Genomic DNA, 14,325 nt, shown 5'->3' with positions numbered 1-14,325 from the left:
AAAATATATCATTACGAAGACAATCCATCAATCGGCTTAATATGACCATTTTCATCATAGCTCAACTCAATAACTTTCATGCTTCTAAGCCAGGTCTTTCCTCCAGAAGGTACCGAATCATGATAAAATAGGTACCACTTCCCCTTGAATTCGACAATGCTGTGGTGCGTGGTCCAGCCAACTACGGGCGATAGAATCACACCCTGATAGGTAAATGGTCCATATGGATTGTCTCCTATGGCGTAACAAATCAAATGGCTGTCGCCTGTAGAATAGGAAAAATAATACTTACCTTGGTATTTATGCATCCAGGAAGCTTCAAAAAATCGCTTTTCCGTATCCCCATGCGTTAATGGTTTGCCCTCTTTATCTAAAATAACAAGATCCCTTGGTTGTTCCGAAAACTCCATCATATCAGCAGACAGCTTGACAACCTTTGGAGACAATGCGGGTTCATCAGATGTTGGCAATTCATTGGGCGAAATAATTTTATTATTCCGATAAAATTGAAGTTGTCCACCCCATATACCACCAAAATATAAATAATAGGAACCGTCTGTATCTTTAAAAGCACATGGATCAATACTGTAACTTCCTTTGATAGGATGCTCCTGCGGAACAAATGGTCCATAAGGATGGCTTGCCACAGCAACACCGAGTTTAAAAATATCGTTTCTATCCTTCATGGAGAAATACATATAGTATTTTCCGTCTTTCTCAGTCACATCAGAATCCCAAAGCTGACGACCAGCCCAAGGAATATCTTTCACATCCAGTACCTTTCCATGGTTAACAATGTCCGCATTGATATCTTCAAGAGAAAACACGTGGTAATCCTGCATATCGAAATGGTCGCCGTTATCATTTTCGGGAATACCGCTCTCCCTGTCGTGAGAGGGATAAATATAAATTTTGTTTTCAAACACATGAGCTGAAGGATCAGCCATGTAATCTTCGGAATATAAATACCTACTTTTGCTCATATTTCTTATTTCTTTTTTTTTTGAGTCAACGCAATAATATCTTTTACAAATGGTTTGGGCTGGTAATTCCGATCAAATAACAACGGATAGTCTGTACGTCCCGGAATAGGCCAACCATTCTTCCATGAATCTCCATCGCCTACACCCCACAATGTCACACGCGATATTTTATCTCGATGTTTGAGATATAATTTAAAAAACGCTACATATCTCTTTCCTAGCTCGTCCATTTTCTCCGCTGGAAGCCCTTTTTCGTAGGGATTCATTGCTTTGCTGTAAGCATGACGTTCCCCAACTTCGGCTCCCATATTGGGGCGTACATGTGGCAGGACCGAAATATCCATTTCCGTTACCATTACCTTTGCTCCAAGGCCCGCAAATCCGAGTATAGTTTTTTCAACTTCTTCAATAGGTGGATTGTCCAGCGCATTATGTTCTTGCATGCCAATCCCACTGACCTGACCACCGGCAGCCTTTACCTGTTGCACCATGTGCATAATCCCCTTTCTTTTTTCGGGGATTGCTGTCGAATAATCGTTATAATATAATTCAGCTTTTGGGTCTGCTTCATGAGCAAATTTAAATGCTAATTCAATAAATTGCGGTCCAATAATCTGGTAGAATTTGCTTTTACGCCATTCACCATTATCCAGTATAGCCTCGTTCACCACATCCCAACCAAACACCCTTCCCTTATAGCGCGACACTACGGTTTGTATATGCTTCCGCATGCGTGCGATAAGTACTTCCCGGGTGACCTCTTTCCCGTTTTTATCAATAAAAAACCAAGCTGGAGTCTGCGAATGCCAAATCAGCGTGTGACCGATAATTTGCATTTTATTTTTTTCTCCAAACGCCACAAAACGGTCCGCATCCTTAAAATCGAACTCACCTTCCCTTGGTTGTAAAAACATACTTTTCATACAATTCTCGGCAACAATGGAATTGAACTGCTTTTTGACCACCGCTACCGCAGCCTCATCCCGCTCCCATATCTGATCAAGGTTTAATGCTGTTCCTATATAAAACTTACCTTCAAATGCATCTTTCAAGGTCAATGAATCCGGGGCTCGCTTCGGATTTTGCAAAGTGCCTGAAGCAGTAGGACCAAATAATAATGTTGATACAGCTACAACAATAGTTTTTAACATCTTCATGGTTTATTTTTGATTAATATGTATGTCTTGATTCTATATCCCGGTTAATTTTATCGATCGTTACATCATCCAGTTCATATCTGGAGATAACAACCATGGCGAGTACCAAAAGTACTGCAGGAATAACGGCCACCAACCATAAAATTCCTTTTTCAGCCAGTGCAGATTGTATTATGGCATTATCTTTATCAAATTCAACATAGGCGAGTACCAACCCGGGCACTACACCTCCCAGTGCCATGCCACCCTTATAAAAAATACCTGTCAGTGCATTGACAATCCCCGAAATACGCTTACCGGTTTTATACTCGCCATAGGATATGACTTCGGGCACAAGCGCCCACATATACCCCGTAGCAACGATTACGCCCGTTGATTTAATAAACTGAGCTGTCAATACCAATCCAATATTGCCCTTAAGTGTCTCGTTGGATGAAATCATATATAACATGAGCATTCCAAGGATAGCGACACCCAGAAAAACATAGAACATTTGCTTCTTACCTATTGCACGTTTGATAGCTGGCACCAATGGCATAAAGATGAAAGCAGGTAAAGACCCCAGTGCCATGAAATAAGGCAACATATCCGGAGCATGTACATTGTAGATCATGTAATAGGATCCTGCCGAATTACCAATGGCCATCATCGCAAATGCTGTAATGAAAAAAAAGGCCAAAATGCGTAAAGGCCGATTGTGCTTAAATTCTCGCCATAGATCAGATACACGCACATTATCAGTATCCTTTTCATCCATAATAACCCGCTCTTTTGTTTGTGAAAAACAAAAAATTAGAAGGGCCAATCCGACTAAAGCGTAAATCAGCATCGTTATAAACCAAGCTTCTGCCGAATCTTTTGAGTTTATCTTTCCATCCGGAGAGAAATACTGTACAACCAACGGAACGCCATACCCGACCGCAAGCCCACCAACGTTGGCCATGAACATACGCGTCGATGTTAGTTTCGTCACCTCGTCTGTATCCCTCGTCAAGGAAGCATTTAAAGCACCATAGGGGACATTCACCAGGGTATAAAGCATGGATAGCCCAACATAAGTGACATAGGCATAGACCAAAGAACCCGAAAATCCATTCCAAAAACACAGAATTGCAAAACCCGTCAACGGAATTCCTCCCAACACCAAATAAGATCTGTACTTTCCCATCCGTGGATTTCTTTTATCAACAAATGCGCCTACAATGGGATCCCACAGTACATCCACGATTCGGACAATAAGAAACATCACTCCTGCCGAAGCAGCAGAAATTCCATAAACATTGGTATAAAAAATCAGGAGGTACATCGAAACAGTCTGGTAAATAAGATTCTGGGCAAGATCACCAGCACCAAACCCCACCCGTTGTTTCATTGAAAGTTTGTAAAAACCTTTAATAGGCTTTACCTCGGTCATACTTTGATCCATATAATTGGTTATTCGATTAGTTGAATTACAAGGGTAAAAATACAAGTAGCTTTGGACCGGGAACCAATACAAATGTTTTATATTCCAATAAAAATGTTTAAAAAAGGCCGTCTATTTTTTAGACAGCCTTTTTCTACATGATTGGTAAAGCCACTTACCGGCTAAAGGTTCAATTCTTTACATACTTTACAAGATAGCTTTTGGTTTGTCCTCTGTAAACACAATCTATCTGTGCGTAACCGGTCAACGAACTGCCTTGTTTAACTTTGATTTTAACTTCAGCATTATTTGCCACAGCCTTCACTACTGGAATCTTCTTGTCGTTGCTTTCCATTGGAAAAGTAACTTCATAATAGTTGTAACCAACGATGCCATTCTCATCAGTCGATCGCACAGGAATCGAAGGCAACATTAGTTTTTTGCCATTCACTGTAATCGTAACCGAAGGTGGTACTGGACGTTCAATTTTTTTGTCTTTCGAACTAAATCCCAATCCTATAAAATCAAAAAGCGGCTTGCCTTCTTCACCCTCAGCGACCAGAAACAAGGCATGTTTGCCATCCAGTTGATCCACATAGTTAGAAACATCGACCGTAAATTGCTTTACTGTTGTCGCAGTATTTTCCGGAACGGTTATTTGGGCAATCCGCTTTCCTTTCCAGGTATCATTATCCCAAGGGCCATCCAGCCACACGTTGACCTTAAATGAAGTCTGTGTCTTTGGTGCAATAAACAGATTAAAAGCTGTGCGGTTTCCCTTTTTCGTTCCCTCAAAAGCCTTTAACCCAAACTTATCCTGTTTCAGACCACCGAATCCGAAATATTTAAAACCCGCGATAGTTCCATTTTTCATATTTGTCACAGGCATATGGTTATCCCATACATCCCATGAATCCTGTTGCAAACTGATATCTGAAAGGTAACAGGCATATCCAGCAGAATAGTACCGATAAGGGTCTAATCCATAAAAATGAAATCCTTCTGATGTTACCTCTGCACCTTTATATTCTTTTCCTTGTTTATCTTTGATGGTTAAATTTTCTTGAAAAGGGTCAAAAGCCCGGATAGAAACCATTCCCCCTTCTTTGACACTTTTTTCATCCCATGCAACTTTGATAGGTTCGACCACAGCCTGACGTGCAAAACCAAATCCGCGCGGTGGTCTATGGTAAAATACGTACCATTGTCCGTTAATCAGTTCGATACTCCCATGGGTATTATGCCCTGCATTACTGGTTTCGATAGCCGATCCGTCTTTATTTAATACTGGAGCACGGGAATCGACCAGGACACCGCCGCTCTTCCAAGGCCCCAAGGGTGAATCTGCGACCGCATACCGTAAGGTTGAATTTGAGCTCCCTACCCCATATTCTGGACCTGAATAGCCACTGTATACCGATACATATTTGTTGCCGACTTTACGAATTGACGACGCTTCAAAAAAATTAAAAGTTCCTAAATCCTCCCCTTCAAAAATATTAGGGTACGCAGTACCTTTTGGATCTCGCAATTCACCATATCGTGCACTTGCCGGCAATAGATAATTAATAATTTCGGTACCCGGTCGCAGCGAATACATCGTTTTCTGATCTAACTGTGCCGCCATCGAGCGTTGAAACCCCCAAAAACCGTATGCCCGGAATCCAATTTCGTAATCAGGATCTTTGGGATCCGTCACATATTCAATGTAAACGGCCGGATCAAATCCAAGGATACTTCCAGGCAGGGTACGCTTGCCATCTTCCGTGAGATTTATAGGTTTAAAGGGCCCATTCGGCCGATCGCCTTTGACTACCATTGCTTCACGTTTATCTCCTCTGCTGTGTGGAAACAAGTAGTATTCTTTTTTCCCACCTTTACGTTTGACCTCGACCAGATCTGGGGCATACATCACATCCCATTTTCCATCGATCGGATAGGTAAAAATAGCTCCCTCATCGCGCCAACTCGTTAAGTTTTCAATCGGCGCTGACCACATCCGAATGTCAGGCCCACAATAACTGGTAAAACGTAGATCATGGGAACCAATAATATAAGCGCGATATTTGCCGGGTTGGTCAGGATCTTCAAAAACACGGGGTTCACCATCAGGGAGATGCTCCCAAAGTGGTAGGTATGGATTACCGATAGACTGGTGCACAAACCCCTTACTGAGATCTTTCACCATATTTTGCTGCTGCCCCAGTATCCTTGTTGTTGATAAAATTCCCGTAACGGATAATAACAATACCATTGTCCGTTTTTTTAAGACAATATTTAGTCCCTTCATAAATTGATTAAATTAATTAAATTGCTGAATTATATTTTATGCTGTTCATTTGATTTCTTTGGCTTCAATTACGCATGCTTACCAATTATCGGTACGAAATGGTACCGCTAACATTCCTTCTTTATTGATTAAATTTGCATCTTCAGGATTGTTGCTCCACGCGTAGCGGACTGCCTTTGGATTGCTGATCTTTGGATGACTCAACACGACCTCATTCCCACGTATGACGGCATTCGCCCACAAGAATTTTTGATCTGAACCGGCAATTGCAAAATGCTGTAGTTTTTTTCCCTGACGGATTGCCAGCCCCTTTCCAATTTCGTCGAATGAAATAATAATCCGATCCCCATCAACCCGCATCTGCTTATACTGAGGACCTGAAGCAACGACTTGGTCTTTATACAACATCTTGCGTGCGCATACAAATAGTCGCTTGGCCATATCCTTTTTATTGAGCGGATGAATATCGTTCCACTCACCAAGATCATATGTTACCGCTAGTGCTGTAAATGGTATTTCTTTGCTGACCTGAAACTGAGCTTCTCTGATCCGTGCCCAATTGGATTCTGCTGGTACTGTATCCTTGACCATAAAATTCGGCAACTGTACCATCAGAAAGGGGAGCTGCGGTTGACCAAAATGCGCGCGCCAACTATGGACCAACGACGTAAGATACCGCTGATAACGTAATGGATTGGCGGTATTGGCCTCCCCTTGATACCAAATTACTCCCTTTAACCCGTAGTCATGCAACGGATAGATCATTCCATTATAGAGGCCTGAGCCAACCTGTCCCAAGTTCTGTAGGCGGCTTTTATAGCGATCAACTTTATCTTGGTCCACGGCAACTTGCCAATGCCATTCGCCTGTGAGATCAATGCGTACGTCGTCGAGCTTGATCTCATAGGATTTATCAGGTGTGAATCCACCATCCTTGTCGTCCATTCGCAGACGTACAGTTAAATTATTTCTTCCAGCGCGGAGTACCCCCGCTGGTATATCGTAAATCCGTGGTGGATACCGATAGGCCGTAGAACCGACAAAATGACCATTTACATAAACGGAATCACTATCAATCAACGTTCCCAAATACAACTTGGCATGCCGCCCCTCTTTAGCCGTCGGAACAGCAAAATCCTTCCGAAAATAACTGACACCTCTGTTTAATCGATGCGGTTTGCTCCAGTATTCGGGAACCGGCACTGTTGGCCAATGCAAATCATTATAATTTTCTGCGGTCCACAGATCTACCCCGTCAGCTTTTTCGGCCAACCTAAGGCTATCGATCGCATGTTGATCTAGCAACAGCTCTGGAAATTGCTTTAGAGACTTCTGGTCGACCCAGCGTTCTATTCCCGATCCACCAAGGCTAGATACGATCATTCCGACCGGAATACCGTTATGTTGGTAGGACTCCAATGCATAGAAATAGGCTAATGCCGTCCAATTCATCACATCTGAAGCTATGCCCGAATGCCAACGTTCACCAGGCGGTATCTCTTCCTTTACCTCAATGGGACTATTTTGTGTCGGAACCTTGAAATAACGGATCATATGATTATTAGATTCATTTATTTCAGGAAAACGTTCGACAAGACGCTTAATTGGCGTTTCCATATTAGACTGACCCGAACAAAGCCAGACATCGCCGATTAACACATCACGAATAACAATGTCATTAATCTCCATCGTATAGGGTCCCCCATAACGCTGTGGCGGGATCTGCACATTCCACTTGCCATCCTGTCCGGCTTCTGTATAATAGTATGCCCCTCTAAAACGAAGGGTAACCTTCTCACCTTTCGATGCCCATCCCCAAATATGGAGTTCGATATCCCGCTGTAGAACCATCTGGTCTCCCATGACTGCTGGCAGCCGTACACGGGCAGCGCATGGCAGCAGTCCGATAAGACAAACAAAAACCAGTGTTAGACGACTAAAAAAAGATGAAAAGCAAAAGAAATTTTCTATTCTAAAAAACATATTCTACCACTTTACCTTCCAAATTTCCAACAATCGAAAAACAGGATATTTGACGGAGCCTTGCCTTTAAAAACAAAGTATAAATCATGTACTCCCTTCACTTTATTGGCTAGTATAGTCTCCACTGTAGTCCAACGGTCATCGCCTCCTGTCATGGGAACTTGTATCGTAGCTAGTAAAGCCCCATCGATCGCTCCCGAACGTACCTCCATACTGACACCACCGTTATGTGTTGTTCCCACTCGCGCAAAAAAATTGCTTGCACCTCTCTCACCAAAGTCAACGTTTTTCACACAGGTATAGGCTCCATCTTTCTTTGCCTTTATAAAAACGCCTACTTTTTCATTCTGATAGGATTTAACATATTCGGACCACGCAATCATTTCGGCCTGATGGAGCTCGTAGGGATTCACCGCTGCTAGCGCACGAGTAATTCCAGCTGTCATTTTCATCGGCGGGATACTGCCATCTGGATTAAAGCTTAACTCCTGAACAGCAACAGAGCGCGTAAAACCTCCACCGCCGGGCAAAGCTCCATTGTGGTAAAAGAAGTAACTCTTTCCTTTAAAATCAACAACACCTGGATGGTTTGTGAATGCTTTTCCTTCCGCAGGCATGATTACTCCGCCATACTTCCAGGGACCTTCGACTTTTTCGCTGGTCGAATAACCGATAAATTCAGGTAGAGGACCTCCCGGCCAAAAGAGATAATACAAGCCGTTTCTTTTATACAACCAGGGACCCTCCTCATAGCTTGTCGGTCGTTTCGGGTCGCCCGCTCGTTTTCCGAAAGAAGCTGCCGTCATTGGAACCTCAACGATATCACCTGCATAGGAGATCATATCTTCATTCAGCTTGACATATTTCAATTGGGGATTACCCCAGTACATATGCGCCTGACCATCGTCGTCAATAAATACTGTCGGATCGATATCGCCCCATTCACTCTGCAGCAACGGTTTGCCCAAAGGATCATGAAATGGACCTAATGGGCTATCCCCGACAGCAACGCCGATCGCACCGCGGTTGTTCTGTTTAGAAATAACAGGCACGTATAGATAAAATTTACCGTTTTTTTCAACACATTGTGCCGCCCAGGCATCACCTTTTGCCCAATCAAAATCAGTATAAGAGAGAATCGCACCATGATCCGTCCAGTTCACCATGTCAATGGTTGAATATACCCGCCAATTATTCATAGTAAACCAGGTGGACTCTTCTTGATCCTGTGTGGTATAAAGATAAAGACGGTTATTATACACCATAGGCGCCGGATCCGCCGTATAGGCGGTCTGTACAATCGGATTTTGTGCCTTCAATGCACTTATCGTAACAAAAAACATGATCAGAAACCCGACCGGTAATAGCGTAAAAAATTGTTTTCTCATATCATTTTAATTGCTGGTCAAATGGAAGTAATCAAAGTCTACATAGCCGCCAGCTGCTTTACTCGCATAGTTAAAAAGTCCGAACCGATACCCCATAAAATGAGGAATGGTATAACTCATTTTTAACACGTTACCTATTCTGTTCCAATTGTGTCCATCCGCACTATAAAAAAATTGGGCCGTATCTTTTTTGTTTGAAAAATCACAGCTCGCTTTAAAAAATACACGTTGCTGTTTGAGGTCGATCTTGGCCAGTTCTTGTGGTGCCCCCGTCATCGCATTGATCATTACCAATGATTTTGTGTTTCCTTCCATCCGAACTCCTACTAAACCATAGTTTTTTTGCAATAGCGATAATCCGGCAAAATCACCATCTTTCATGTTAGAAACCTCTACAGCAATAGCGGCGCTGCAGCTCGGGCCGATGGTGCGTTGCGTCAATGTATTTTTAGCCGACAGAAAGTCATCAGTAAGGTCGCCGGTTCGCAGTCTCAAAAAGCCACTGCGTTCGGTCACTGACCATAGATCAACAGCTGGGTTATGGTTCCATTGCCATACTAGGGGAAGGGCGGGTTCGCCAGCTTTCCGCTCAAAATCATCTGAGCTAACAATTCCAGGGCTTAAGCTTTTATTTGCGGCAAGATCCAATGTGGTTGCTACCTTTCCATCAATTCCAAGCACAGGCCAGCCATCCTCCCAGTAGACCGGAACCAAAAACGGAATTCGGCCTACAGCACCATAATCCTGAAAAAGATAAGCATACCATTTTCCATTGGGCATATCGATCAGCCCTCCCTGTGCCACACCCTGATCCTGCAAAACCACTTTCCCCTCATACGGACCTTCCAATTGGCTGGCCCGATGTACAATTACTGTGCGCATCCCTCCCGCTGGCCATGAAATATTAAAAAGATAATACATACCATTGATCTTAAACATTTGGGATCCTTCAGCAGGTAAACCGGCTTTGCCTTCTTTAGGATTGGCGGGTAAAGAGGCATTCTCTATCAATACCCGTTGTGTTCCTGCTTTAACACCTGAAAAATCTGGCGATAATTCAGCAATATAGATGCGCCCCCCACCCCAGATCATATAAATTTTCCCCTCGTCAAAGAATAAGCTATGATCGTGCATCATCGGTTGAAATTCTTTCGAAGTCCAGGGTCCATGTTCAATATCTGCTGTCTGGTAAATATGCGTTTTTCCTGTATTGGCCGAAAATGTGCTGACATAGTAACGCCCCTCATGAAAGCGCAAACTGCTTGCCCAGGAGCCGTGCCCATACGCATTTTTATGGTTTGACAGATTGAGTTCATCCTGATCGCCAAGATGATCGTAAGCATAATTAATCATCGTCCAATTGACCAGATCTTTGGACTTCATAATCGGGACACCGGGGTTCATATGCATGGTCGTGCTGCTCATATAATAGGTATCACCGACGCGTATCATGGACATATCGGGCACGTCAGCAAAGATGATTGGATTATGGGCCTGTTGCGCTGTCGCTCCCAAAAACGTGATCATCAAGGAGAAGACAAAAGCGCTGATTTTCATTCTTAACATATTGACAGTTTTTATGAGTCGCATTAATTTAGTAAACCTTAAATGTATAGTATTTTCCAGGCAAGGTTCGTACATCGTATTCATAATAGCTTGGTAATTCAATTCCTTTCAGGTGTGAATCTGCCGAATGAATACTCGCTGGTGTTATTACAGGAGCTAAAAGGGCATTAGTCTGATCGCCTTTTGCTAGTTGAAGTTCAGGTCCTTTCAATGGCGAAGCCATTCGCAGCCGCAAATTACCGCCTAAAGATGAAAAGACCATAACTTCCTTTATCTTTCCTTTTTGCCATTGCATTTCAATTTCAAATCCACCGCGCGCCTTGATCCCCTTTACCCAGCCCTCTTTCCATTGATCGGGAATAGCTGGCAGTAAATGCACAGCACCATCGTAGCTTTGAATCAGCATCTCCGCAATTCCGGCCGTTAAGCCAAAATTACCATCAATCTGAAATGGAGGATGTGCCGTAAACAGATTGGGATAGGTACGTCCCTCGGGATGGTTTTCATCGGAAACCGTCAACATCTTTTTTATAATTTCGTAGGCATGGTTTCCGTCCAATAAACGGGCCCATAAATTTATTTTCCATCCAATTGACCATCCCGTCGCAAAATCACCTCGATAGATCAACGAATTACGTGCTGCCTCAAACAATTCAGGCGTGCGGAACGGTGAAATTTGACTACCTGGAAACAATCCATATAAATGGGATACATGCCGATGTTGATTGTGCGGATCATCCACGTCTTCCAGCCATTCTTGTAACTGATTATAACGACCTATATGCATTGGTGGAATCCGCCGTGCCGTTGCCAATAATGTGTCCCTATACATTGCATCAACACCGAGGGCTTCTGCCGCCAAAGCAGTACGTGTCAGCATGTCGTAGCATAGCTGATTATCCATGGTTACTCCTGCCGCAAGTGGCCCTTGCTCGGGCGAAATTGAAGGACTCAGAACGAGCCATTGTTTAGTCGGATAACCACGATGCTCGACAAGCACAGACAAAAGAAAGTCGCAAGCTCCCCGCATTACTGGGTAATATTGCCTTAAAAAGACCTTATCTCCCGTAAAAAGGTAATGTTCCCACAAATGTTGAGACAACCACAGCCCTCCACTCGGCCACATTCCGGCAGCCGCAAAATCAATCGGACTCGTCACGCGCCAGATATCGGTATTGTGATGCGCTACCCAGCCGCGCGCATGATACAATGTCTTCGCTGTCTCTTCTCCGCTTTCACTGAGCTCTTTAATCATCGAAAATAACGGCTGGAGCGTGCCAGAAAGGTTGGTAACCTCTGCTGGCCAATAGTTCATTTCGGTATTGATATTGATCGTATATTTACTGTCCCAGGCTGGTTGCATGGAGCGGTTCCAGATGCCTTGCAGATTAGCAGGTTGACCATCTGCCTGTGAAGAACAGATAAGCAAATAGCGGCCGAATTGAGCCAACAAAGTCACGAGCGCCGGGTCCTGTGTACGGGCAAAATTTGCGATACGCTTTGCAATAGGCTCCTGATGTTCACTGCTCAAACTGCCCAAATGGAGCTGGAAGCGGTTAAATTGTTTGCCATAAGAAGCGATGTGCTGCCGCAAAGCAAGCTGATAATCCTTATCCATCGCTTTTCGCAACCTTTGAGCGGCCACCTTATGGGGATCAGCCCCCAATTGCTTGTAATTTTGGAAATTGCTCGCTATGGAAATGTAAAGACAAATGGAACTTGCACCTTTTATATCAATCGATTGGTCTTTCACAACAAGCTGTCCATCGGTATGCTTTACTCCCGTATGAATCTGATAAACAACCTGCCCTTTAATACCCTCATGATCGGATCCTCGTCCTGCTAATATAAGTTTATCACCGTTTTTGTGAATAGTATGCTTCGACTCATTCTCATAAGTTAATGTGCAGTTGAGTTTCCCCTTCTTGCTCGACTTTATTTTCATGACAATGACATCATCAGCAAACGAAGTAAAAACTTCTCTGGTAAATGCTACCCCATCTACTGTATAACGGGACAGTGCTACCGCCCGTTCAATATCCAGTTCGCGATAATAATCCTGATACTGTTCGTGCCCAGGAAATCGCAGCAGTATATTTCCTGCGGTCTGATAGGGCATACCATGGGTTTTGGTGAAGAAGGTTTCATTCGCAAGTCTATCGGCTTCAGCTGATTTTCCATCGAATATATAATGCTGAATAGTTTTTAATGCAGCCCCACCTTTCTTATTATCGTTGCGATAAGGTCCACCCGCCCAAATAGTTTCCTCATTGAGCTGCATGCGTTCACAAGATGGAATTCCATAAACCATCGAGCCCAACCGACCATTTCCCAGTGGTAAAGCTTGTTCCCATACCCTTTCGTCTGCAGGCCGATCATACCATAGGGTCAATGCCGATCGCTTTTGGGCAAACAACAATGTCATATTCAGTGACAAGATCACAATGAATATACTTATGTACTTCCAAATAAAGTTTTCAATCATTTTTCTTGATACCATTTTTTGCAGTTTCGGGATTAATGCAGAGGACCAACAAACTCATTGTAAGATAGGCCAAGGCAAACCGTCGAATAGTTTATTGCTATGATCAACTTATTAAGGTCTTTTATTTCTTATCCTTAAATAACAATTGCGAAACATTATAGAGGTCATTTCTCCACACATTGAAGTCATGTCCTCCAGGCTCCAGATAATAAATATGAGGCACTCCGTGTTCTAAAAGGTACTCATGTGTACGCTTACTGATATTGAGCAAACCGTCCTGGTCACCACAGGAGATCCACAGCATTTTTAGGCTATCTTTAGCTTCTTTTGGAACAGGCAGTAATTCCTGTGGCATCTTGGTGTTGGGCGCAGAAGAAAAGCCCCCGACCCAGGAGAAGGTATCCATATGGCCCAGTCCAAAATTCAGCGCCTGGCCTCCTCCCATAGACAGCCCAAAAATCGCGCGGTGTTCACGATCCTTGATAACGGGAAACTGCTTTTCAACAAATGGAATCAGGTCATTGAGCAGATCTTTTTCAAAAGTTGAAAACGCCGCTACCCGATCCGGTGCCATCACATTTCCACCAGCACGGTCATCTTCCATGGCACGGCCATTAGGCATGATTACCAGCATGGGTTCCATTTTTTCTTCCGCATACAGGTTATCGAAAATAACCTGTGGATTTCCATGTCTGAACCATTCCCGTTCATCACCGCCGATTCCATGCAGCAGGTACAGTACAGGGTATTTTTTTGCGGTACTATATCCCGGCGGCGTATAGATTAAGGCTTTCCTATTAACCCCTACAGTTTTCGAAGGATAAACTACAGAGTCGATTTTTCCAGTGGACGCCAATTTTCGCTCCACATCGAATCCTTGTGGAGCAGCCTGCTGCGCCCGAGCGATTAAGCTGACAGAAAACACGCACAATAACGTGTAGATCATTTTTCTCATCATATAATTGGTTTAACAGTACATCAATTTTAGGTAAGCAACCGATAAAAGCAACAGCGCACATCCAATCTAGAAACAGTTGCCTAATTTCATAATAGAACAATAGCCCATGG

At 43.5% G+C, this 14,325-nt stretch carries 9 protein-coding genes; all 9 read right to left on the bottom strand.

All coding sequences use genetic code 11. From position 1 onward, the window contains the following. Nucleotides 1-11: 11 nt before the first annotated feature. On the bottom strand, nt 12-983 hold the full coding sequence (locus B3600_RS15550; RefSeq protein ID WP_286753596.1) for a glycoside hydrolase family 43 protein: 972 nt from the start codon (nt 981-983) through the stop codon (nt 12-14). A 5-nt stretch (nt 984-988) separates the two neighbouring features. Next, entirely contained in the window at nt 989-2,134 is a 1,146-nt protein-coding gene (locus tag B3600_RS15545) for an endo-1,4-beta-xylanase (protein WP_286753595.1), read from the bottom strand. Nucleotides 2,135-2,153: 19 nt separating this feature from the next. Further along, nucleotides 2,154-3,566 (bottom strand): MFS transporter, encoded by a 1,413-nt coding sequence (locus B3600_RS15540; protein ID WP_286753594.1) that lies wholly within the window; start codon nt 3,564-3,566, stop codon nt 2,154-2,156. A gap of 169 nt (nt 3,567-3,735) precedes the next feature. Then, nucleotides 3,736-5,835, bottom strand: a complete 2,100-nt coding sequence (locus B3600_RS15535; protein ID WP_286753593.1) for a hypothetical protein — start codon at nt 5,833-5,835, stop codon at nt 3,736-3,738. 78 nt (nt 5,836-5,913) lie between these two features. Continuing rightward, complete coding sequence (locus B3600_RS15530) at nt 5,914-7,818, bottom strand: sialate O-acetylesterase (RefSeq protein WP_286753592.1); 1,905 nt, start codon at nt 7,816-7,818, stop codon at nt 5,914-5,916. Between the two features lie 11 nt (nt 7,819-7,829). Beyond that, nucleotides 7,830-9,206, bottom strand: a complete 1,377-nt coding sequence (locus tag B3600_RS15525; protein ID WP_286753591.1) for a glycoside hydrolase family 43 protein — start codon at nt 9,204-9,206, stop codon at nt 7,830-7,832. A gap of 6 nt (nt 9,207-9,212) precedes the next feature. Next, nucleotides 9,213-10,772: a glycoside hydrolase 43 family protein gene (locus B3600_RS15520; protein WP_286753590.1), complete on the bottom strand. Its 1,560-nt coding sequence runs from the start codon at nt 10,770-10,772 to the stop codon at nt 9,213-9,215. A gap of 28 nt (nt 10,773-10,800) precedes the next feature. Beyond that, entirely contained in the window at nt 10,801-13,272 is a 2,472-nt protein-coding gene (locus tag B3600_RS15515) for a glycoside hydrolase family 95 protein (RefSeq protein ID WP_286753589.1), read from the bottom strand. Nucleotides 13,273-13,378: 106 nt separating this feature from the next. After that, entirely contained in the window at nt 13,379-14,215 is an 837-nt protein-coding gene (locus B3600_RS15510; protein WP_286753588.1) for an alpha/beta hydrolase, read from the bottom strand. Between the last annotated feature and the right edge of the window lie 110 nt (nt 14,216-14,325).

Source organism: Sphingobacterium sp. UBA2480 (assembly GCF_002341965.1).
Lineage (GTDB): Bacteria > Bacteroidota > Bacteroidia > Sphingobacteriales > Sphingobacteriaceae > Sphingobacterium > Sphingobacterium multivorum.
This window is presented reverse-complemented; position numbering and strand designations above follow the sequence as displayed.